The 21,842-nt window shown below is 57.7% G+C and carries 17 protein-coding genes and 4 pseudogenes; 9 read left to right on the top strand and 12 right to left on the bottom strand.

Annotated elements, in window-relative coordinates:
* Positions 1-11: 11 nt before the first annotated feature.
* The 3 genes and pseudogenes from AC0L7U_RS15220 to tldD form a co-directional block, all read right to left on the bottom strand.
* On the bottom strand, positions 12-1,850 hold the full coding sequence (locus tag AC0L7U_RS15220; protein WP_473691836.1) for a monovalent cation:proton antiporter-2 (CPA2) family protein: 1,839 nt from the start codon (positions 1,848-1,850) through the stop codon (positions 12-14).
* 296 nt (positions 1,851-2,146) lie between these two features.
* A complete protein-coding gene (locus tag AC0L7U_RS15215; RefSeq protein ID WP_473691835.1) occupies positions 2,147-2,800 on the bottom strand; it encodes an HAD family hydrolase in 654 nt (217 codons plus the stop codon).
* A 9-nt stretch (positions 2,801-2,809) separates the two neighbouring features.
* A pseudogene (gene tldD, locus AC0L7U_RS15210) lies at positions 2,810-4,236 on the bottom strand (metalloprotease TldD).
* A gap of 239 nt (positions 4,237-4,475) precedes the next feature.
* Between tldD and AC0L7U_RS15205 the strand changes: the two are divergent.
* Positions 4,476-4,694 carry a DUF2093 domain-containing protein gene (locus AC0L7U_RS15205; protein WP_473691833.1) on the top strand — a complete coding sequence of 73 codons (219 nt, stop codon included), beginning with the start codon at positions 4,476-4,478 and terminating at the stop codon, positions 4,692-4,694.
* A gap of 109 nt (positions 4,695-4,803) precedes the next feature.
* On the opposite strand, the gene lpxK is transcribed toward AC0L7U_RS15205, so the two are convergent.
* From lpxK to AC0L7U_RS15175, 6 genes are all read right to left on the bottom strand, one after another.
* On the bottom strand, positions 4,804-5,835 hold the full coding sequence (lpxK, locus tag AC0L7U_RS15200; RefSeq protein ID WP_473691831.1) for a tetraacyldisaccharide 4'-kinase: 1,032 nt from the start codon (positions 5,833-5,835) through the stop codon (positions 4,804-4,806).
* Entirely contained in the window at positions 5,832-6,554 is a 723-nt protein-coding gene (locus AC0L7U_RS15195) for a 3-deoxy-D-manno-octulosonic acid transferase (RefSeq protein ID WP_473691830.1), read from the bottom strand. The genes lpxK and AC0L7U_RS15195 overlap by 4 nt, the downstream gene beginning before the upstream one ends.
* Positions 6,466-7,116, bottom strand: coding sequence for a 3-deoxy-D-manno-octulosonic acid transferase (locus AC0L7U_RS15190; protein WP_473691828.1), 651 nt, complete (start codon positions 7,114-7,116; stop codon positions 6,466-6,468). Before AC0L7U_RS15190 ends, AC0L7U_RS15195 begins: the two co-directional genes overlap by 89 nt.
* Before the next feature lie 280 nt (positions 7,117-7,396).
* Entirely contained in the window at positions 7,397-7,636 is a 240-nt protein-coding gene (locus tag AC0L7U_RS15185) for a DUF4170 domain-containing protein (RefSeq protein ID WP_473691826.1), read from the bottom strand.
* Between the two features lie 36 nt (positions 7,637-7,672).
* Positions 7,673-8,461, bottom strand: coding sequence for a 3'(2'),5'-bisphosphate nucleotidase CysQ (locus AC0L7U_RS15180; protein ID WP_473695854.1), 789 nt, complete (start codon positions 8,459-8,461; stop codon positions 7,673-7,675).
* A gap of 10 nt (positions 8,462-8,471) precedes the next feature.
* A complete protein-coding gene (locus tag AC0L7U_RS15175; protein WP_473691824.1) occupies positions 8,472-9,818 on the bottom strand; it encodes a TldD/PmbA family protein in 1,347 nt (448 codons plus the stop codon).
* A 508-nt stretch (positions 9,819-10,326) separates the two neighbouring features.
* Here AC0L7U_RS15175 and AC0L7U_RS15170 point away from each other — a divergent pair.
* On the top strand, positions 10,327-10,803 hold the full coding sequence (locus AC0L7U_RS15170) for a DUF6101 family protein (RefSeq protein WP_473691823.1): 477 nt from the start codon (positions 10,327-10,329) through the stop codon (positions 10,801-10,803).
* Positions 10,804-10,837: 34 nt separating this feature from the next.
* On the opposite strand, the pseudogene ubiA reads toward AC0L7U_RS15170, so the two are convergent.
* A pseudogene (ubiA, locus tag AC0L7U_RS15165) lies at positions 10,838-11,786 on the bottom strand (4-hydroxybenzoate octaprenyltransferase).
* Between the two features lie 265 nt (positions 11,787-12,051).
* On the opposite strand from ubiA, the gene purD reads away from it, so the two are divergent.
* From purD to AC0L7U_RS15150, 3 genes are all read left to right on the top strand, one after another.
* A complete protein-coding gene (gene purD, locus AC0L7U_RS15160; protein WP_473691822.1) occupies positions 12,052-13,344 on the top strand; it encodes a phosphoribosylamine--glycine ligase in 1,293 nt (430 codons plus the stop codon).
* Positions 13,345-13,559: 215 nt separating this feature from the next.
* A complete protein-coding gene (locus tag AC0L7U_RS15155; RefSeq protein ID WP_473691820.1) occupies positions 13,560-14,420 on the top strand; it encodes a patatin-like phospholipase family protein in 861 nt (286 codons plus the stop codon).
* Positions 14,421-14,519: 99 nt separating this feature from the next.
* The gene (locus AC0L7U_RS15150; RefSeq protein WP_473691818.1) at positions 14,520-14,864 is read left to right on the top strand and encodes a hypothetical protein; all 345 of its coding nucleotides are present in this window, start codon (positions 14,520-14,522) and stop codon (positions 14,862-14,864) included.
* A 205-nt stretch (positions 14,865-15,069) separates the two neighbouring features.
* Here the strand turns inward: AC0L7U_RS15150 and rsmD are convergent.
* Positions 15,070-15,631: pseudogene (gene rsmD, locus AC0L7U_RS15145) on the bottom strand (16S rRNA (guanine(966)-N(2))-methyltransferase RsmD).
* A complete protein-coding gene (locus AC0L7U_RS15140; RefSeq protein ID WP_473691817.1) occupies positions 15,555-17,273 on the bottom strand; it encodes a pseudouridine synthase in 1,719 nt (572 codons plus the stop codon). Before AC0L7U_RS15140 ends, rsmD begins: the two are co-directional and overlap by 77 nt.
* 179 nt (positions 17,274-17,452) lie before the next feature.
* Between AC0L7U_RS15140 and AC0L7U_RS15135 the strand changes: the two are divergent.
* The 4 genes and pseudogenes from AC0L7U_RS15135 to AC0L7U_RS15120 all read left to right on the top strand — a co-directional run bounded on the left by AC0L7U_RS15135 (position 17,453) and on the right by AC0L7U_RS15120 (position 21,752).
* Positions 17,453-17,889 (top strand): annotated as a pseudogene (locus AC0L7U_RS15135) (nucleoside deaminase).
* Positions 17,890-18,264: 375 nt separating this feature from the next.
* Entirely contained in the window at positions 18,265-19,455 is a 1,191-nt protein-coding gene (locus AC0L7U_RS15130; protein WP_473691815.1) for an ammonium transporter, read from the top strand.
* Positions 19,424-21,379 (top strand): putative bifunctional diguanylate cyclase/phosphodiesterase, encoded by a 1,956-nt coding sequence (locus tag AC0L7U_RS15125; RefSeq protein ID WP_473691813.1) that lies wholly within the window; start codon positions 19,424-19,426, stop codon positions 21,377-21,379. The genes AC0L7U_RS15130 and AC0L7U_RS15125 overlap by 32 nt, the downstream gene beginning before the upstream one ends.
* 223 nt (positions 21,380-21,602) lie before the next feature.
* A complete protein-coding gene (locus tag AC0L7U_RS15120) occupies positions 21,603-21,752 on the top strand; it encodes a DUF1127 domain-containing protein (protein WP_473691811.1) in 150 nt (49 codons plus the stop codon).
* Positions 21,753-21,842: the final 90 nt, after the last annotated feature.

Here is a 21,842-nt window from a genome sequence, read left to right as displayed (position 1 = left end):
GATGACAGCGCCTAAGGGGCGCTGTTTTTCTGTGCAGTCGCGGTTGTCTCTTCAGGGCTGCTGTCAGGAAGGCCTGCTGCAACGGTCTTGACGCGTCGCGGGGTCACCTTGTGCAGGGTCTCTGTTCCGGCAAACAGGCCATCCTTGACCTGCAACACGAACCGATGCGCATCACGTTCGCGCACATCTTCTTCAATCTGATCAATCCGCTCCACCGGAATGCCTAACTGCTCCAGCGCGGCACGGCCAAACACCAGACTGGATTCGAATGTCTCGCGGATCTGGAAGTTGACGCCCTTGCGTTCCAGTTCAAGGGCGTGCTGCCGATCTGTCGCGCGGCAAAAGATCAGCGCTTGCGGAAAGGCACTGCGCACCAGATCAATGGCACTGTTCATCACCTGGTCATCTTCGATACACAGGGCAATCAACGCGGCTTCGCCTCCGCCTGCCGCGCTCAACACATCAGCGCGCCGCGCGTCGCCGTAATAGACTTTGTAGCCAAGCTTGCGGGCATAGCCGATCCGCTCGGGTTTGTTGTCGAGCGCCCTGACCTCCAGACCTTCTGCGGTCAGGATCTCGGCTACTGTCAGTCCAAAACGTCCAAAGCCTATAACCAGAACAGCCGGGGTCGCCTCGTCAAATGTTTCGAGGATCGGCTTGTCCCCGCCCTGCGCTTTCATCCGGGCCGCGACAAGATCAAGCCCAAGGCACGCCAGTGGCGTCATCAGCATGGTAAGAATGACGATCGCGTTGAGAAGGTTGGCCGTCTCATAAGTGAAAATGTCATTGCCGACAGCGGCTGTGAACAGCACGAAGGCAAACTCTCCGCCTTGCGGCAAGGTCACCGCGACCCGAAACGCATCGGAATTGGACGAGCCCGTGCCCCGCGTCAACGCCCACAGACAGCCGCCCTTGATGAGCATGACGCCTGGCACCGCCACGAGAATGAACAGCCAGTTCTGCGCCAGAATTGAGAAATTCAACGAGATGCCGACGGCCATAAAAAACAACCCCATCAGCAGCGAGCGGAAGGGTTCGATATCCGCTTCCAGCGTGTGCCGGAAGCTCGTTTCAGCCAGAAGCACTCCGGCGAGAAATGCGCCCAAAGCCATCGACAAACCAACGGCGTGCATCAACGCAGCACTGCCAAGGGCCACCAACAGCGCTGCCGTCAACATAATCTCACGGGCGCGGCTGGCAGCCAACAGCGAGAACAAGGGGGAGGCCAGATAACGGCCTGTCAAAAGCACTGCCGCCAGAGCTGCAATGACCGTGCCGATTTCCTTCCACAGGCTTACACCAGTGGCACCGTGATGAGCTGGAGACAAAATGGCAACCATTGCCAGAAGTGGCACAATTGCCATGTCCTGCAAGAGCAGAACAGCGAGGGACCGTTGCCCATAAGCGGAAAAAAGCTGGCCACGCTCCTGTAAGATCTGCAGGGCAAAAGCGGTCGATGACAATGCCAATCCGCAAGCAGCAACCAGAGCCACCGGGATGGATGCCCCGATCCAGCGGGCCAGAATGAAGAGAAAGGCTGAAGTCAGCACCACCTGCAATGTACCAAGCCCAAGGATGTCGCGCCGCATGCGCAGCAATTTTCCTGCATCCAGTTCCAGACCAATCACGAACAGCAGAAAAACCACGCCCAGTTCGGCGAATTGCAGCACATCTGCCCCTTGCCGCGAGCCGAAAAGCCCCAGACCGAACGGACCGATAACGGCCCCCGCTGCAAGATAGCCAACCACAGACCCCAGTCCAAGCCGCTTCGCAATTGGCACGGCCACAACGGTCGATGACAACAGGATAATGGCTTCCGTCAAAAAGGGAGGACCGTCAGCGGCTGACATTCTGGCTCCTTGCAAATCCGGTGGAATGACGGATCAAGGATACCGGATTACCTTTCTACAAAAAGCAAAGACCGGAAAACTTTCCGTTATCCAGCGACACATTGCCGAAGATCGGTCAAAAGCGAGGGTACGGATTCATGGATGCACTTTATATCGCGTCATAAAGCGCAAAGAGCAGAAAGGAAGGATCAGGCAGATTTCCCTGCCTGTGTCGTTCGACGTCTGCAAACCAGCCGGTTTTCTGCGCATCCGCGCCTAACAGGCAGAACAATCTGCTCCGACCATTCGAACCGTGCTTATGGGTCCACACTTTCGGAAACGGGAGAAACGAGATCCAGCGTTGCGAGGAAATCCCTTAGCCCTTGTGGCGACTGATAAAGATGCGCGACCAGACCGGCCTTTTCGGCACCTTCGATGTTCTCAGACCTGTCATCGACAAAGGCCGTGCGGGTAGGCGCATGACTGTAGCGTCGGCAGATGGCGCGGTATACATCCGGATTGGGCTTGCGGGCAGAAAACTCTGCCGAAACATGCGCCTTCTGCCCGAAAAGCTCCAGCGCACGGGGGGCGACAAGCCCCAGGACATCCTTGAGCAGCATGCCGTTGTTGGTCAGAAGAGCGATGTCCACCTGCGCTTTCAGCATGGCCACTTGATCAAGCACGTCTTCGCGCGGGGTCATCATGGCTTGACGCACCTGCGCAAACTCCTCGCGGCTGATGTCATGCCCGAGCAGTTGCTTGAATTGCGTCAGATAGGCCGCACCGGTTGCGGGACATCCCGCCTCAGCAAGGGCTTCCTCCGGCCCTCCCCACACGGCGGCATCAATAGCTTCGACGGATTGGCCCGTCATCTCCGCCAGCAATTTCAAACGCACCGCATGGTCATAATCATACAGCACATCATCCATGTCGAAGATGACAAAGCTAATCGGCGGTGTGTGGCGCGCCATTTTGAGGCCTCAGACCTGCGTTCCACCAACGGTCAGACCGTTGATGCGCATGGAGGGTTGCCCAACGCCAACGGGCACGCCCTGACCCTGCTTGCCACAAGTGCCAATGCCCGGATCCAGCTTCATGTCATTCCCGATCATCGAAATGCGCGTCAGGGCATCCGGACCATTGCCGATCAGCATCGCGCCTTTCACCGGCTCCTCGATCTTGCCCTTTCGAACCCGGTACCCTTCGGTGCAGGAGAACACAAACTTGCCCGAGGTGATGTCCACCTGACCGCCGCCGAAATTGACCATGTAGAGGCCATCATCCATTGAGGCGATGATCTCTTCCGGCGTCTTGTCGCCTGACAGCATCACCGTGTTGGTCATCCGCGGCATGGGCATATGTGCATAGGATTGACGACGCCCGTTGCCGGTTGGCTCCATGCCCATCAAACGGGCATTCTGCCGGTCCTGCATATATCCTTTGAGGATCCCATCTTCGATAAGCATCGTGCGGGAGGCTGGTGTTCCCTCATCATCAACCGTCAACGACCCGCGACGGTCCGCGATCGTGCCATCATCGACGATGGTTACGCCAGGGCGCGGCTACACGTTGCCCCATGAGGCCCGAGAATGCGGAGGTTTGCTTACGGTTGAAGTCACCTTCCAGTCCATGCCCGACAGCTTCGTGCAGGAGAATGCCTTAGCCAGCCAGAGGCAAGCACAACATCGAATGTCCCCGCCGGGGCCGGAACCGCATCGAGATTGACGAGCGCCTGACGCAGCGCTTCATTGACGCCACCCTGCCAGTTTTCAGGCGTCAGAAACCGGTCGAACCCTTCCCGTCCGCCACAGCCAAAAGAGCCGCTCTCCTGCCGTGTGTCGTCGCCCGCAACCACGCTGACGCTAAATCGAACCATCGGGCGTACATCACGCACCAGATGACCATCGGCCCGTAGAATTTCGACGATCTGCCACGACGCTGCAACAGAGGCTGTCACCTGACGCACGCGTGGATCAAGCGCTCGCGCGTAGGCATCAATTTCCTGCAAAAGAGCCACTTTGGCTTCAAAGGTTGGTGTCCTCAGAGGGTTGATGTCCGAGTACAGTGAACGATTGGTTCGGGCGGGGGCTGTCGCATAGGTGCCGCTATGGCCGGTTTTGACGGCGGAAACAGCATCAGCAGCGCGCTTTAGCGCCTCTTCGCTCATCTCACCAGAATGGGCATAGCCTGCGGCATCACCCACAACGCTGCGCAGTCCAAAGCCCTGCGACGTATCGTAATTGGCTCCCTTCAGGCGACCATTGTCGAACACCAGACCTTCGCTCTGGCGATACTCCAAGAACAATTCTCCGTCGTCTGCCCCCTTCAGGGCATCAGCCGTAATCCGCTGCGCGGTCTCAAGGCCAAGACCGGAGGCTTCGATGAGATCAGTGCTGAAATCGCTCATGGGAAATCCTGCTGGTGTCAGAGATGCGACGCGAGGAGTAAGATGGCCGCTTTTTGGTGGCCCGACCCTACAGGGATCGGAATGGAATGAAAACCTCATCCGTACGATGGTGGATCATGTGACAGTGCGCTCTGCCACGCTTGCCCCGCCTGACCCAAAGTCTTATGCTCCGCGCAAGATTTTTCGACGCCGTCCGGCACCTTCGCCGACCGCGCCTTGCCTGAAATGGACCTGACTGCATGAATATTTTCGACACGCCGAAACCGCCCAAGGAAGCCAAAGTGCGCTATCTTGATGGCGACTTTCAGGTCGTCAGCCCCGGAACATTCGTCCGTTGCTCTGTCACGAACACTTCGATCCCGCTCGACGAGTTGAAATACTGGTCCGTTGATCTGCAAGAAGCCTATGTCGACCCGATTGCGTCGCAGAAACGCTTCAAGGAAATAAACGACAAGTAAGATGACGCCTCGCCAGAACTGCCGGCTTGCTCTGCCGGTGGCTTCGCAAACGCTGGCTTGCGACCATATCACCAAAGCAAATCCTGAAGCGCAGTCCCCGGCGGAAGCCTTAAAGAATGCGCTTCATTTCCGTAAGCAGAGCGTCTGTATCCTTGACCCGCATGGAGATATCCAGCACTTCGCTCTGTGCTGCCAGTTTGCGCAAGGCTGCTCCTCGGGCGGTTTTCAGCCGGACCATGTCTTTCGAGGTCGTGACCAGCGTCAGGCCCTTGTCCTGCGCCAACCGCAGCAGACCTTCTGCGTCTTCCTCTGAATAGACATGATGATCGCCAAACCCACGGCTCAAGGCCACATCAAGGCCAACGCTGCCAAGTGTATCAAAAAACTTTTGCGGTCGACCAATCCCTGCGAAGGCGTACAGCGGTCTGCCCGCAAGCCTGTCGGCGTCACGCGGCTCGACTGAACCGCGCCAGATGGGGATTTCGCGCTTGCGCAATTTCTTGATCACACGCTGCAGGCGACGCGGCAAAGCACCGTCATCCGGTGTGCCACCAACGACGAACAAGGCATCCGTCTTACTGAGTTGTCGGCGCAAAGGAGCCCGCAGAGGGCCTGCCGGGATGGACGCTCCATTGCCAACCCCCGTTGCAGCATCAACGACAACAATTGAAAAATCACGATGCAGCGTCGGGTTTTGAAAGCCGTCGTCCATAATCAGCACATCAATGATGCCCTCAGAGGCCAACCGGCTGGCAAATGCGCCCCCCGCGCTACGGTCGGCGGCCACAATGGTCGGCTGTGCCTCAGCCAGCAGAAGGGCTTCATCACCGACCAGTTCCGCTGTGTCGATGTTCATGTCCACCAGATGCGGTCCTTTGAGCTGGCCGCCGTAGCCACGCAGCAAAAAGCCCGGATGTCTGCCCATGTCTTGCAGCAAGCGCGCGAGTTCAAGGCTGAACGGGGTTTTTCCAGCTCCGCCAACGACATAGTTACCAACGCAAATGACCGGAATGATCGTGTTGCTGCTGGCCGGGCGCACCATGCGGCGCCCCGCCACAGCCCCGTAGATAAAGGCCATGGGCGACAACAGCAGCCGGGCCAGCGAGGGACGTTCCAGCCACCAGAATGACGGCGCTCTCATTTGGCGGCATCCTGTTTCAGTTTGACCAGAAGCGGCTCAAGCGCTTCAAGCGTGCGCATCAGAGCGCCCTGCCCGTCAACTACGATATGCTCTGCGCGTTGCGCCATTTGCTCTGCCTCGTGTGGATGTGTCATCAGCCATTCAATCTGCCCGGCCAGATCATCCGGCGTTTCCAGACGCACAGCCGCATCTCCTTGCCACAGCGACCGATAGACAGGACGCGCATTCGGCACACGCGAGCCTGTGACCAACGCCGACTTCTGCAAGACCGCTTCAACCGGATTATGCCCCCCCACCTCGGCAAAAGATCCGCCAAGGAAAACCTGATCAGCGAGCGCGTAGAAAAGCTCCATTTCACCCAATGTATCCCCAAGATACACCTGAACGCCCGAGAGAGACACCGCATCAGTCGACCGACGCTGCACGACAAACCCCTGCTTGCGCGCCAGTGCCTCGATCGTGGCAGCCCGCTCCGGATGACGTGGCACAAGAACAAGCAACGCCTCGGGCCAGCGCTGCAAAAGGCTGCGATGTGCGGCAAGCACAATTTCATCTTCCCCTGGATGGGTTAACGCAGCAAGCCACAACGGGCGTGCGCCGATGTCCTGACGCAGCCGCGCCAACTCCGGCTCATCGACAGGCTTCGGCATCACATCGAACTTGAGATTGCCATGGCATCTGCACATTGCGACAGCCAATCGCGCGAAATCGTTCTGCATCAGCGTCGCTTTGGGCCAGACACAGATCCAACCAGCCGAAAACCATGGCGGCGGAGGTCTTGAAACGCTGCCAGCCTCGAAAGCTGTTGTGCGACAACCGGCCATTTGCCAGAACCAGCGGGATGGATCGTTGGTTGAGGGTGGCAAAGGTCGCAGGCCAGATTTCAGATTCAACCATGATCGCAGCATCAGGCTGCCAATGGTTCAAGAACCGATTGATAAAAGCGGGATTATCGTAGCAGGCAAACTGATGCAGCGCCCCCTCGGGCAGATTGCGTTCAGCCACAATCGCCGCCGTTTTGGTCACCGTGGTCAGCACGACCGAAATGTCATCTGCAACCAGCTTGCGCACCAACGGCAAGATAGAATTGGTTTCGCCAACACTGGCCGCATGAATCCACACCAGCGGACCGGCAGGACGCGACAGATCCGTGATACCAAAGCGTTCGGCCTTACGCGTTGTATCCGCCTTGCCCTTCCGGACCCGGTACCAATGCACTACGCGGTAGACCGGAGAAGAAAACCGGGAGAGCGTCAGATATAGAAACAGGAAAAGCGGCACGCTCTGTCTTTCATCCCCTGATTGAACCGGATCTCTTTCGGACCCGTCATCATGTCTGCCAGCCGCGCCCGGACTGGACGTCTGCTGGAGATCGTCATTTGCAGCCAAGGCAGCGCTGGTAGGCCATATCAAGCCTTAGTTTCCAGCGCCTGACAACCAGCTCGGAGCCATCACAACGTAAAACAAGCCCGGTCCGAACCAAAATCCGGGCCAGGCTGAAACAGGCAAAACCGAAAAGGGTGGCTTAGGTCAGCCCTTGTCAGTTCATAGTGAAGAAAAATCAGGCCGGAACTTCCGGGTCCAGCAATCGATGCATATGGACAATGAAATAGCGCATGTGGGCATTGTCGACCGTTGCCTGTGCCTTTGACTTCCAGGCTGTGTAAGCTTCGGCGTAATTCGGGTAGATGCCGACGACATCAAGATCTTTGAGGTCCTTGAAGGTCAGCCCCTCAGGAGACACCAACTCGCCACCGAAGACGAGATGAAGAAGCTGTTTGGAATTTGTGGTATCGCTCATGGGAGTCTCTTTTCTCCTTTAACTGCAACATGCACTTTAGCTTAGGGCACGGGCGATGACGTCACATGCCGTTTTGATAAGTCCGGATGGCGCCGCGACCAACGTGGGGTGTCGCGTCACCTGCTGGTTGTACAGCAGGCCAGTTCCTTCAAGCGTGCATAAATGACCACCAGCCTCCGCAACCAGAAGATCGGCTGCCGCAAGATCCCAGTCACTTGCTGATGCTCGGGCAACAGCAACATCTGTCCGCCCATCGGCCACCAGCGCTATGCGATAGGCAAGAGACCGAATGCCCTCGGCTCGCTTGAAACCCGCGCTCTGAACATCCTTGTTGGCCGCAACCGAGTGTGGTCCGGTCAACCTTGCACCCTGGACGGTTTCCTGTGGCGATACGCCAATCACGGCATTGTTGCAAGAGGCGCCTCCTCCGGGAATTGCCTTAAAGAGTTCTTTTCGAACAGGACAGTAAACAACCGCAGCGACAGGGCGCCCGGCCTCCACAACGGCCAGCGCAATCGTCCACTCTGTCCCGCCGGCGAGAAACGCACGCGTCCCGTCGATCGGATCGACAATGAAACAGCGCTTCGACTCAAGGCGCGCATCGGTGGCCGCCGTCTCCTCTGACAACCAGCCGTAATCCGGACGTTCGGCCAAGAGGCGTTCGGCCAAAAACCGGTCGACTGTCAGATCGGCTTCCGAGACCGGTGAATTGTTTTCCTTCCACCAGGTCTGTGGATCGGCACCAAAGAAAGTCAGCGCAATTTCGCCGGCCTCGCGCGCTGCTTCTTCCAGAAGCAGAAGATCCTGCTCGTTCTGCTGCTCCATGGTCACGATGTCAGTTCCCCGCCAATGCCATGCCTTCGATCAGAATCGAGGGAGCTGCCACCGAATATCTGTCATCCAGATCAGAAGCGGGCTGCAGCCGTGTGAACATGTCCTTGAGATTTCCAGCAATGGTAATGCCGCTGACCGGATAAGCGATCTCGCCATTCTCAAACCAGAACCCGGAAGCGCCGCGAGAGTAATCGCCGGTAACGCCGTTGACACCGTGGCCAATCAGATCGGTGACCAGAAGCCCCTCACCCAATTCACGCATCATCTCCTCGGGTGTCTGCTGTCCCGGTTGCAGCGTCAGATTTGTGCTACCCGGCGACGTGCCTGCCCCACCGCGATGCGCACGTCCATTAGGCTCAAGGTTCAATTCCCGTGCGGTAGCCCCATCCAGGAACCAATGCTTGAGAACACCATCCTCGACCATATGCAGTGGCTGCGGACCCGTTCCCTCGCCATCGAAGGGACGTGTGGCCGCTGCGCGAGGCTTGAAGGGATCATCGACGATGGAAATTCCTTTTGCGAAGATCTGCTGCCCCATCAGATCGCGCAGGAAGCTGGTCTTTCGGGCAATGGCAGCGCCATTCACAGCACCCGCGAAATGCCCCAGCAAACTACGAGCGGCGCGCGATTCATAAAGCACGTTGGTGGTGCGAGTCGAAATCTGGCGCGGATTGAGACGCTTCACCGCCCGCTCTCCAGCACGTCGACCGATCGCCCCCGGATCATCGAGATCCGCAAAGAAGGTTTTGGAATCGTAATCGTAATCCCGCTCCATTACCGTCCCCTCGCCTGCCACAGCCGTCAGTGACACGCCGTAGCGCGACACACTGTAACTGCCGAGAAAACCATGGCTTGTGGCCAGAACCAGCCCACCGAGTGAGCGCGAGGCCGATGCCCCGCTTGAAGTACGCACGCCCGTGACACCCAGACCGGCCTCCTCACAGGCCATTGCCATGCGCGTCAGAGTCTCAGCGTCGGGCGCAGCATCGTCCAGCAACTCCAGGTCCGGAAACTGCGTCAGAAGGCGCGATGGATCTGCAAGGCCTGCAAACTTATCCTCGGGAGTGACTCGCGCCATGGCGACAGCCCTCTCGGCGAGCGCCGCCGGATCATCAAAGCTGTTGGCGGAGACGGAGGCCGCACTTTTTCCAATGAAGACGCGCAGCGTCAGATCATTGCCTTCGGAGCGCTCCGTTTCCTCGACCTTGCCTTCCCGTACTCCAACGGACAGGGACATACCCGTTACGGCCACGGCATCACATGCATCAGCCCCGGCCCGCTTGGCTGCCTCGACAAGGGCCGCCGCGCGCGTCTCCAGCTCTTTTTGATTGATGCTTTCGTGTGCCATGGCGTCGCATTACTCCTGCAAGGCTTTTTCCAAGGGGCTTTAACCCGTTGATCGAATTGCGCCGGACCCTAGGACGATGCCCGAACAAGGGCAAGAGCCTTGATGGCCCAAAAACAAGGCGGCAAAGCGACGTCCCGTCCGCCCGGCCGGTCATTTTGGCCATTGTAAAAAACCAAGATAATCAAACCCCTTGGACAGCCGGTTAAGACGATGGAAAGGCGGGGTTATACCTTCGTAAATGCACCATTGAGAAAAGAGTAACCCTCTTGAAAATAAGGCTTTTTTTAACTCTGTTTTTTAAGTCGATGGGTACGACGCAGGGCCTATTCATAGGGGTGTCAGCAAGACCTTGCGGGCAACAAACTGGACGCGACGGAGTGACCCTGTGAACCATCAAACGAAACAAGATCATCAGCAGTCCCTCGGACAATCCGCACTGTTGAATGACAATCATGATGTCTGCCTGCAAAGCACACCGTCACGCACGCCTATCCGCGCGGAGGAAACAATGAGCACCGCACCATATTGTCCCGCGCTAACGGTCGCCAACCATGGGGTCGACCACACGAGACACGCAACCCAACCTACACAGATCGACATTCCCGACGCAGATTATGAAGGTGTCATGGTCGCTGTTGAGCCGGGCGATCTTCCCGGCAGCGTTTGCGCCCGTCTGGTCCTGAAACACGCAGACCCGAATCAATGGATCACGCTCTTCACCTCGGCCAATGCCGAAGACCTTGCGCCCCTGTGGGTGTCCTGGTCAAAGAAACTTGGTCTGCCGATGCTGGTGCATGACTGCGACGGCAAGGTCAATCCGATTGAATCCTACAGTGCAGCTCCCTGCGGGGCACCAACGCCGCGCCGCAAGTTGGCGCTGTTGACCGGACGTCGCCCGCGCTTCCTCAACCGTCGCCGCTGCGGCTCCTCGCAGGGCCAGACCCCGGTTTATCGCAATGCCCGTGAAATCATCGCTCGCTCCTAGCGCCCGGGGCACGCGCTTTCGCTTACCCGCCTGATCAAAAAGCGTTGGTGACGACAGCGTCGAGCACAAAGCCCAAAAACAGAATCCAGCCATAATTGATGTTGGACCGGAAGAGCTTCAGGCACTGATCCGGATCATCAATATCAAGCCGCACCACCTGCCAGACCAGATGCCCGGCGCCCAGCGCAAGGCCAGCGTAGGCGACCGGCCCGGCACCTGCCGTTGCGGCTGCAGCCACAAAAAGGGCGGTCGCGGCAACATAGAACGCAATGATGGCCGGGCGCGTCTTGTCGCCGAACAGCAGCGCCGTTGACTTCACGCCGGCCAGAACGTCGTCTTCCTTGTCCTGATGTGCATAAATCGTGTCATAGCCGATGGTCCAGACGATACCGCCGATATAGAGGAGGATCGGCGTCCAACCCAACGACTGAAAGCTTGCAGCCCACCCCATCAGCGCCCCCCAGGAAAACGCCAGTGCCAAGGAAAAGTTGTGGCCAGTTGGTAAAGCGTTTCATGAAAGGATAGATGACCACCGGCACCACTGCCAGAAAGCCGAGACCAATCGTATAGGTGTTGAATTGCAGCAGCACCACAAGCCCGACAACAAGTTGCAAGATCAAAAAGATCATCGCCTGTTTGCGCGTCACTTGCCCGGCGGGAATGGGCCGCGACCGGGTCCGCTCCACCTTGGCGTCAATATCTTCATCAACGAGATCGTTGAAGGTGCAGCCCGCACCACGCATGGCCACAGCACCAACGAAAAACAGCACAAGATTCCAGATATTGGGGAAGGCTGCGCCACCCGCGATGGCCGCCAGCGCCGCCGACCACCAGCACGGCCACAACAACAGCCACCAACCGACCGGGCGCTCCAGACGGGCAAGACGCGCATAAGGACGAAACCAGCCCGGCATGCGAGTATCAACCCAATGTTTGCTGAGAGCATCGGAGACGGGGCCGGTATCTTTGGTCTGGAAAAACATGACGGGTCTCTGCACCACCTAATTTGCGTCAAGATGAGGACTTTCTCGCTTCATCTCTAACATCTGCCCCCCATCCTGTCATGCGTCACAAGCCCATATGTCTGCGAGAGTGCGTGTGAGCGATTGTTCTTTGCGGTTCAGTTGTGTTAGATCGCCAGACCTTGCGGCACACCCCATGTGACTGCTGCATCAACGCGATTGAACCGGCATGGCCCGTCGGCGCTTCTGGGGGCTGATGGCTGGTTGAACAGGAGACGTTACGTCCATGAACATTCTTCTCATCGGGTCTGGTGGCCGTGAACATGCACTGGCATGGGCGCTTGAAAAATCTGCCCGACTGACGCGGCTGTACGTCACCCTTAGCAACGCCGGCATTGCCCGCAACGCCACGCTGGTGGAAGTGGATGTTACCAGTCACCACGATGTCATTGCCTTTTGTGAGCATCACGAAATTGATCTTGTGGTCGTCGGGCCGGAAGCTCCCCTCGTTGACGGGCTTGTCGACGATTTGGAAAAGGCTGGCATTGCTGCCTTTGGCCCCTCCAAGGCAGCCGCACAGTTGGAAGGTTCCAAGACCTTCACCAAAGGCGTTTGTGATGAGGCGGGTATTCCGACTGCGGCCTATGGCCACTTTACCAGCAAGGAGCTCGCCCTCGATTATGTGCGCCAGCAGGGCGCGCCGATTGTCGTGAAGGCCGATGGTCTGGCCGCAGGCAAGGGCGTTGTTGTTGCCATGACGCTGGACGAAGCACTTGAAGCGGTTGAGACCTGCTTCGATGGCGCCTTTGGTGACGCAGGCTCTGAAGTCGTGATTGAGGAATTCCTGACCGGCGAAGAAGCAAGCTTCTTTGCGCTGGTTGACGGCAAGACCGTCTTGCCCCTAGCCACAGCGCAGGACCACAAGCGTGCTTTCGACGGTGACCTCGGCCCCAACACCGGCGGCATGGGCGCCTACTCGCCTGCTCCCGTCATGACCGACGCCTTGATTGAGCGGACCATGAACGAGATCATCATTCCAACTGCGGAAACGATGGCTCGGCGCGGCATTCCGTTCAAGGGCGTGCTTTATGCAGGCCTGATGATCGGTGCCGACGGCCCGAAGCTGATCGAATACAACACCCGTTTCGGCGACCCGGAATGTCAGGTGCTGATGATGCGCCTGAAAAGCGATCTGCTGACGCTGCTTGAAGCCTCTGCCAAGGGAACCTTGCATCAGGTCACAGCCGAATGGTCTGATGAAGCCGCGCTTACGGTGGTCATGGCCGCAAAGGGCTATCCTGGAGCCTACGAGAAAGGCACTCAGATCAACAATCTTGAAGATGCCGCACTCGTGCCCGACGTGGAGATCTTTCACGCCGGCACCAAATCAGGCGATGCGCATCTGCTGGCAAACGGTGGCCGCGTTCTCAATGTCACCGCTCGCGGCAAAACAGTCGGCGAAGCGCGGGCCAAGGTCTATGCCGCCCTCGCGCGCATCGACTGGCCAGAGGGCTTCTACAGGACGGACATTGGCCAACGTGCGATTGCCCGCGAAACGGAACCCAACCCCCATATCTGATTGGTGCGCTTCTCACACCTCATTTGCAATGGTTCAAACCCGCTCTGACCAACGTTGGCAGGGCGGGTTTTTGATGCCGTTTTGCCAGTGATTGCACAGGATAAGGCGCACGGCACATCAGCTTTTGCCATTTTTGCAAGAAAACTTGAAACCACCCCCTGGTGCGCAGTTGTAAGAAGGGTTGAGACCGTACACAGAGCAATCAGAGGCATGTCATGAGTGAACCGAAGATCGGATTGGCCCTTGGAGGCGGTGGTGCCCGCGGCATGGCCCATATTCCGGTTCTTGAGGCCTTTGATGACCTTGGAATCACCCCTCATGCCATCTCAGGCTGCTCCATCGGCGCGATTCTGGGTGCCGCTTATGCCTCAGGTCGCAGCGGTGCAGAGTTGCGCCAGATTGCGCTTGAAACCTTCGGCCCCAACTCCGGCCCACTGTCGGCGCTATGGAAAATTCGACCCCGTGGACTGACCGGATGGTTCGAAGGTGGCCTCATGCCATTTGACCCATCCCGGATTCTGGATGCATTCGTTACCATGCATCTGCCAGAAACCTTTGAAGAGCTGAAGATACCGCTGTATGTGGTCGCCACTGATTTCTATTCCTGCGATGAAACGGTCCTCAGCCATGGTGGCCTGATCGAAGCGGTCGCTGCATCCATCGCCATTCCCGGCATTTTCAAAGCTGTTTCGCACAATGACCGTGTGTTGATTGATGGCGGTGTAGTCAATCCGCTGCCGTTTGATGTGCTACCAACGGAATGTGATCTGACAGTCGCCTGCGATGTGGTCGGACGGCCCGTGCCGCGTCACGACATCGAACATCTTTCAAGCGTCGATGCGTTTTTCGGCGCACCCCAGATCCTGATGCAGACAATTACGACGCAAAAACTCAAGCTCAATACGCCTGATATCCTCGTCGGTCCGGTCGATGACCAAGTGCGCTTGCTCGACTTTCTGAAGACGGAAAAAATTCTCGATGACAGCCGCCACCTCAAGGAACTCACCAAGCGTAAAATTGCTGAGAAGATCGAACTGTTACAAAAGAATGACGTAAGTAAACTTGCGCTCACGTAGAAATACATAAACAATTTTAATTAAAATAAGTTAGATTTAATAACTCTTTAACCCCTTCATCGCTAGTGTCTACTTATTCCATTTGGGGGATGACGGACGATGATGACTGTTGAAACGTCGCTTGACGTTGACGCCTGTCCCGTCTCGGACAAGCTGCTCAACGATCTACGAAATTATTCCGAGGATGAGATCCGTGAAACGGTCTCCGCTTTCGATGAAACGGTTCGTAGCCAGCTTGCGGTCTACTGTTACCGCAGAGGACACTATCGTGCTCTGGGATTGATGGTCGCAGCTTTGTGCAGCAAGCAATCGCTTGTGCGCGAGAGTGGCCACGCAGGTGAACTGATCTATTTTCAGGCTCAGAACCCGGGCGTTTTCCTGTCGTCAGAGCGCTTCCGCTCCGACCGCTACGCACCCAAGCCCGTCAGTCTGCACCGCTGCTGACAGCACTGCCTTGATCGACAGATCGTGAGGTTTTGGTTCATGTGATGCGCCGGTGTCTGTTCCCCTCCTTCTCACGGGCACCAACGCAAGCCAGGATGCTTCCTCCCATGCATCCTTAACTGGCAAACGATTGCGTCAACGCTGCAATCGTTTGCCTTTTTCTTGTCGATGACGCCTTCCTCGGCGCCGCCCGCCTCGTCAGACCTTATTTCGAAGCCGTCAGCCGCAAAAATACAAGCTGGCTATCGCCCGCATTGCGTCGGTCGATCTCGTCAAAGCCGACCGGGACTTCGATAACGGCGGTGGCCCGCTCTTCCAGCACACAGACAGCGTTTGACTTCAGCCACCCTCCCTCGAGCGCCGAGGCCAGAGCCAACTCACCCAGCCCCTTGTCATAGGGCGGATCAGCAAACAGCAGATCAAATGGCTCAATGGTTCCCGCCCCCCAGACGCGTTGCATCGCGTCGCAAGATCTTGGCGGCCCCATTCAAGCCGAAAGCCTCCATATTGCTGCGAATAACGCCACGCGCCTCCGCCCCTTCTTCCACAAAGGTGCAATGACGCGCGCCACGGCTGATGGCTTCACAGCCTAGCGCGCCCGTGCCTGCGAAAAGATCCAGCACGCGCAGTCCGTCAAATGTGACGTCCATCCCATGTGACAAGATATTGAACAAGCTTTCACGCAGCCGATCAGACGTCGGCCGCGTGCTGTTGCTCTTGGGCGTTGCAAGCGCACTGCCCTTGAAGCGACCGGCGACTATTCTCACCGACGCCCCCGGCTACCCTGAGGACCGGAACGACCCGGCGACGGCTTGCGATCACCACGCGGGGCTCCTCCACGACCACCACCGCCTGGACCATCCGAGTTACGGCCCTGGGCATTGCCACGACGCTGTGGCTTCTCGTCACGATGCGGCGGACGCTCGCCACGCCCCCCGGCTTACTGCCTCCACGGCGTTCCGCGCCCCCTTCGTTGCGATGTCCGCCCTCACTGCGGCGGCTGGTTTCACCACGAGGTCCACTATCCCCGCGACGCCCTGCCTTGGCAGCATCCTGTTGCCCGGCGCGACGCTCCTGCCCCTTGTCATCGAGCAGACCATCGTCTCCCCAGATACGGCGAGTCGGACCCCGGTCACGGCGCGGCCCTTCGGCACGATCATCACGCGGGCGCGGTGTCGTGCCTTCGGTTCTGAAACGGCCACGTGGAGACACTTTGACTTTTGGCTTACGCGGTTGATCACGGCTTTCTTCGCGATCCCCGCCACGTCCACCAGCAGAAGCACCGGCACCACTCTTATATTTAGGCTTCTTCAGGCTGGAGGCTTCACGCGCGGAAACCCAGCCGCCTTTTGTCGCCCCGTCCCGCTTGCGATCCTTGTCGCCCCCACGTGTACTGACACGCTTTTCGGCTTCCGGCTTGGGCTGATGCAGCAATGGCGCATCAAAATCAGCACCAGCTTCTTCAACCAGCTTGTCACCCAACTGGTCCCGCAAGACGCGGCCACGAATCTCGCGTACTCCGCCTTCCTCCAGTTCCATCAACTGGAAAGGACCGAAGGACAGCCGAATCAACCGGTTCACCGCGAGACCCAGATGCTCCAGCACCCGTTTCACTTCGCGGTTCTTGCCTTCACGCAGACCAACGGTGATCCAGACATTATCGCCCTGTTCCTTGTCGAGGGTCGCCTCGATGGAGCCGTAAAGAAGACCGTCAATGGCCACCCCGTCGGCCAGCGCATCCAACTGCGGCTGCGTCACCTTGCCGAAGGCCCGGACGCGGTAGCGGCGTAGCCAGCCGGTTGCCGGAAGTTCCAGCACACGAGCCAAACCGCCATCATTGGTCAAAAGCAGCAAGCCTTCGGTGTTGATGTCCAGACGACCAACAGCGAGAACACGCGGCAGGTCCGACGGCAGCTTTTCAAAGACAGTCCTGCGGCCTTCCGGATCCCGGTTGGTCGTCACCAGTCCACGTGGCTTGTGGTACAGCCAGAGGCGGGTACGCTCGCGCATCGGCAACGGCTCACCATCAACGACGACCCTGTCGCGCGGCCCTACGGTCACAGCGGGCGTATCCAGTGTCTTGCCGTTCAGTTCGACACGGCCATCAGCAATCCAGGCCTCAGCGTCGCGGCGCGAGCACAGCCCGACGCGCGCCATCACCTTGGCAATACGCTCGCCTTTGCCTGCGACATCGGCGTTCACGGCAGATGTCGCCGCGGCGCGCGCGGTGTTTGCGCCATCCTTGCGTGCACCGCCAGCCGCGATCTTGCTCGGGCCGCCGGTTGCATCCTTACGGGGGCCGCGTGGGGGCTTGTTCGCGCCCGCAGCCGATGAGCGTTTCGGCCCGCCTGCGCTCCGTTCGGAGCGATCGCGGCCAAAACCCTTCTTGGGAGGTTGTCTTGTGGTCATATCCGCCTCATAGCAGAGCTTGCGACTTTCTGGAATCAGCAAGTTTCATGTTTTTTCATGTCGGGCTATCGTGATACGCGGCAATACGATACGTCAGCTTGGCGACGTCCTGCGCCTCCTTCATCAGTCCGACCTTGCATTCAAGATCTTTCACCATGCCAGAAACCAGTCAAAGCTTCATGGAAATCGCCCTTGCCGAGGCCCAAAAAGCGGCAGCGCGGGGTGAAGTTCCAGTCGGTGCCGTACTTGTACACGAGGGCAAGGTGTTGGCCCACGACGGCAATCGCACATTGGAACAAAACGATCCGACGGCCCACGCCGAGGTTCTGGTCATTCGGCAGGCCTGCAAAAACTTCAATCACAACGGCTACCAGATTGCGATCTCTATGTAACATTGGAGCCCTGCCCGATGTGCTCCGCAGCGATTTCTTTCGCGCGCATCCGCCGACTTTACTATGGCGCAGGCGATGAAAAAGGCGGGGCAGTGGAACATGGGACACGGTTCTATGACCACCCCACTTGCCATCACAGTCCGGAAGTCTATTCCGGCATTGCAGAAATCGAAGCAGCCAATCTGCTGAAGCGCTTTTTCAAAGGCCGCCGCCAAGTACTCTGACGCCAAGTGCAGACCTTCATCTCCAGCCTCGGCACCAGGCTGACTGAAACCTGGCGTAACGGTATCTTGCTCCGACTGAACCCGATCATGTTGCATTGCGGCGACAACTGCCTGCAAGACGCGAACACTTGGCAGGAATACTAAGTATTTATCTAATATTGTTACACTAATTTAACCAATCGGGCGAGAAGCTGACCTTCACAGAGAAGTTATGGACCCCTTATGTCAGCCGTTTTCAGCCAAGCATTCCGACTGCTCCTAAGTTTTGCCCTTATTGTCTTGGTAACCAGTTCCTCCGCTGGTGCCGCAGAGCTGTCCAAAATCAGCGAAGCGACAGTTTCGGCGTTGCAGTATCACATTGATCTTGCCTGACTGATGGTTTCTGCTGCGCTGGTTCTTCTCATGCAGGTCGGCTTTCTGCTGCTTGAGGCCGGTCTTGTCCGGTCGAAGAATTCAATCAACGTCGCACAGAAAAACCTGCTGGACTTCATGTTCTCGGTTCTTCTGTTCGCGCTGGTCGGCTTCATGTTCGCATTTGCGCCATCCGGCGTTCTGCCGATCGGCTGGGATCTGGACTTCGCCTTCCTCCAGCATCTGACCGATTGGCAACTGGCATTCTTTGCATTTCAGGTCATGTTCTGCGGCACCGCCGCAACGATCATTTCCGGGGCCGTGGCCGAGCGCATGCGACTGCGCGCCTATGTCTGGTGCTCCATCATTACCGCCGGCTTTATCTATCCGGTGTTTACCCATTGGGCATGGGGCAGCGCCCTTTTTGACAATGACGGTGCCTTTCTGGCGGCACAGGGCTTTGTCGACTTTGCAGGCTCCACCGTTGTGCATAGTACCGGCGGCTGGATTGCCCTGGCCGCCTGTATCATCATCGGCCCCAGAAAGGGGCGCTTTACGGCCAGTGGCGAGCCGGTGCGCATGCAGGGCCACAGTGCGGTCCTGTCTGCAACCGGCAGTCTTTTGCTGTTCGTTGGCTGGATCGGGTTCAATGGCGGATCGACCCTGCAGGCCACTCCGCAGATTGCCAGCATCATCACCAATACCGTTTTGGCCGCCGGCACCGGCGGCTCCATCGGGTATTTTATAGGATGGCGGCAGGATCAGATCATCCTGCCGGAAAAATCCCTTGCCGGGATGATTGGCGGACTTGTCGCCGTCACCGCAGGTTGTCATGTCCTGACCGCTCCCGGAGCCATGTTGATCGGGGCTATGGGTGGCGCAAGTGCTGTCATCGGCGGGCAGTTTCTGGAACGTCAACTCAAGATTGACGATGCCGTCGGGGCTATCTCGGTACACGCTTTCGCGGGCGTTGTTGGCACACTTGGTCTTGTGTTCCTCGCTCCACTCACCAATCTCCCCCTGCATAATCGCTGGGATCAATTCCTTGTCCAGTTTGAAGGTGTTGCGCTCAATTTTGTCTGGTGTTTCGGCATGGGTTTTGCCAGCCTGAAAATCCTGTCGATGTTTACGCCGCTGCGCATTTCTGATGGCGATGAAGAGCGCGGCATGAACGAAGCCGAGCATGCCACTCAGCCTGGGGATCGGCCACGTTGAAGATGCCATTGATCAGGTCATTGCGGGCAAGGCAGACCTCACCATGCGGCTGGACGTGTCGTCCGGCGATGAAGCGGAACGATTGACCGTGCTGTTCAATGCGCTGATGGATACCATTCAAAGCTCTGAACTTGAACAGGGACGTGCGCGGGAGACCAAACGTACCCGTGAAGAATCAGAGCGCCTGTCCGCACTTGCCAATGCAACGTTCGATGCCATCGTCATCTCGATTGATGGCCGTATCCTGGATGGCAACGACGCACTTGAAAGGCTGCTCGGCTACAAGATTGAAGACCTCAAGACACGCGGGCTTTATGAATTCGTCCATTCGGATCTCGCCAGCACGCTGGAAAGCCATCTCGTGCGGGCCGAACGGGAGCCGCGTGAGCTGGAAATGGTCAATCGCAGCGGTGAGATTATCCCGGTGGAAATTCGCACCCGCGTCATTGCCTATCGTGGCGCCCCAACGCGCGTCTCAGCGCTGGTGGACCTTCGCGAACGCAAGCAGGCCGAAGCTCGAATTCTGCATCTGGCACAGCATGACACGCTAACAGACCTGCCGAACCGCGCGCTCTTCAATGCAGAGCTTGCCTATACAATCAAGGGCGCAACGGCCGGTCATTACACGGCAGCGCTTTTTCTCGTTGACCTGGATCACTTCAAGGACATCAATGATCTGCATGGGCACCCGGCAGGCGACCAGGTTATCCGCGAAACGGCAGAACGGCTGCGCCAAGTGTCCGGCCCCACAGACATTGTGGCTCGTCTCGGGGGCGACGAATTCGCTCTCATTCAACGCCGGGCCACATTCCTCAATCAGGCAGAAGATCTGGCCAGACGTCTGATTTCCCATCTGTCCCGTCCGATTGATTGTGGTGGCGGTTTGGTCATCTATCCCAGCGCCAGCGTCGGCGTCGCCTGGATTGATACCGACAGTCCCGATCTCGACCATCTCGTCTCGAATGCAGACATCGCTCTTTACAATGCCAAGAGCCTTGGCCGCAGCACCTACAGTGTGTTCAAGGAAGGCATGGGCGACCGCGTCCGTCGACAACGCGAGTTGAACGAAGATCTGCATCCTGCCCTCGCCAATGGCGAATTCGAGCTCTATTACCAGCCACGGCTTGATTTGCGCATCGGCGATATTGTCGCGTATGAGGCGCTGATCCGCTGGAACCACCCGACGAAGGGCCTGATCAACCCAAGTGACTTTATTCCGGTTGCAGAAAATTCCGGCAAGATCATGCAGATCGGGCAATGGGTGATTGATACGGCCTTGAAAGCGGCTCGCGATGATTTTCCAACATCACGCATCAGCGTCAATGTCAGCCCTATCCAGTTCCGCGATCCGAATTTCCTTGATGACGTGAAGCAAGCCATTGCGAAGTCCGGCGTCGCGCCCGACCGCCTCGAACTGGAAATCACGGAAAACCTGCTGATCGACGACGACACTCGCGCGCTGTCAATTCTCAACACGCTGAAGGACATTGGCGTCCTGATTGCTCTTGATGACTTTGGCGTTGGCTATTCATCACTGTCTTACCTGAGCCGGTTTCCTTTCGACACGATCAAGATCGACCGGTCGTTCCTCACCAATGCCGCCAACAATTCGGGAGCTACGGCCATCATCGAAACGGTGATCCGCCTGGGCCGCGCCCTCGACATGTCGATCGTTGCCGAGGGTGTGGAGGACATCGAAAGCCTGACATTCCTGGCACGGCAGGGCTGCGACGAAATTCAAGGGTTCTTGATTGGACGCCCTGTCCCCAAGGACAGGGTGCTCAAGACTGTGCCAGACAATCTGCAAGCCGCCATGCTGGAATTTGCCAAAAACGAATTTCGCAAAGGCCCGCAGTATGTCACTGACGAGCTGGCGCGCTCCGTGCTGAAGCACACCCAAAACCACCCGAAAAACTCCAAATAATCCACATGCGGCACCGCGCCGCATGGTGCTGGCACAGAGTGTCTTGCAAGGTAAGCGCTTAACGCATTGCAAGCCTTGCATGTTCGGCATAGCTGCCGTGCGGTTTGCCCTCTACCTCAAGGTGTTCTGAAGGACTATCTTCAGATCATCAAAGGGAACGGGCCAACGTCTCAGTCATCCGGACTGAAGAAATCGCTGGCCATAGAGATAGAAGGCCAAAACCATGATCAACAGCTTTGCTCGCAAGTATCAGAACTGGAAAAAGTTCCGCAGCACATACGACGAACTCAGCAAGCTCTCCAATCGTGAGCTCGCAGACCTCGGTATGGCGCGTGCTGACATCCGTCGCACCGCTCAGGCTGCTACCGTTTAAAAAGTTTCGATCTCCGGTCCATCTCCTCCTCCCAAGGACCGGTTGTCGTTAGTCTGCCTCCTCCCAGGCAGAACCTCCCAAAGACACCTG

This window comes from Roseibium sp. 10G30-5 (genome assembly GCF_055809635.1).
The sequence above is the reverse complement of the archived record's forward strand: the minus strand, read 5'-3'. Positions and strand labels throughout refer to the sequence as shown.

Coding starts and splice junctions, on each gene's coding strand:
- AC0L7U_RS15220 (WP_473691836.1), bottom strand. CDS start 1,850: ATGTCAGCCGCTGACGGTCCTCCCTTTTTGACGGAAGCCATTATCCTG.
- AC0L7U_RS15215 (WP_473691835.1), bottom strand. CDS start 2,800: ATGGCGCGCCACACACCGCCGATTAGCTTTGTCATCTTCGACATGGAT.
- AC0L7U_RS15205 (WP_473691833.1), top strand. CDS start 4,476: ATGAATATTTTCGACACGCCGAAACCGCCCAAGGAAGCCAAAGTGCGC.
- lpxK (WP_473691831.1), bottom strand. CDS start 5,835: ATGAGAGCGCCGTCATTCTGGTGGCTGGAACGTCCCTCGCTGGCCCGG.
- AC0L7U_RS15195 (WP_473691830.1), bottom strand. CDS start 6,554: ATGCAGAACGATTTCGCGCGATTGGCTGTCGCAATGTGCAGATGCCAT.
- AC0L7U_RS15185 (WP_473691826.1), bottom strand. CDS start 7,636: ATGAGCGATACCACAAATTCCAAACAGCTTCTTCATCTCGTCTTCGGT.
- AC0L7U_RS15180 (WP_473695854.1), bottom strand. CDS start 8,461: ATGGAGCAGCAGAACGAGCAGGATCTTCTGCTTCTGGAAGAAGCAGCG.
- AC0L7U_RS15175 (WP_473691824.1), bottom strand. CDS start 9,818: ATGGCACACGAAAGCATCAATCAAAAAGAGCTGGAGACGCGCGCGGCG.
- AC0L7U_RS15170 (WP_473691823.1), top strand. CDS start 10,327: ATGAGCACCGCACCATATTGTCCCGCGCTAACGGTCGCCAACCATGGG.
- purD (WP_473691822.1), top strand. CDS start 12,052: ATGAACATTCTTCTCATCGGGTCTGGTGGCCGTGAACATGCACTGGCA.
- AC0L7U_RS15155 (WP_473691820.1), top strand. CDS start 13,560: ATGAGTGAACCGAAGATCGGATTGGCCCTTGGAGGCGGTGGTGCCCGC.
- AC0L7U_RS15150 (WP_473691818.1), top strand. CDS start 14,520: ATGATGACTGTTGAAACGTCGCTTGACGTTGACGCCTGTCCCGTCTCG.
- AC0L7U_RS15140 (WP_473691817.1), bottom strand. CDS start 17,273: ATGACCACAAGACAACCTCCCAAGAAGGGTTTTGGCCGCGATCGCTCC.
- AC0L7U_RS15130 (WP_473691815.1), top strand. CDS start 18,265: ATGGTTTCTGCTGCGCTGGTTCTTCTCATGCAGGTCGGCTTTCTGCTG.
- AC0L7U_RS15125 (WP_473691813.1), top strand. CDS start 19,424: ATGCCACTCAGCCTGGGGATCGGCCACGTTGAAGATGCCATTGATCAG.
- AC0L7U_RS15120 (WP_473691811.1), top strand. CDS start 21,603: ATGATCAACAGCTTTGCTCGCAAGTATCAGAACTGGAAAAAGTTCCGC.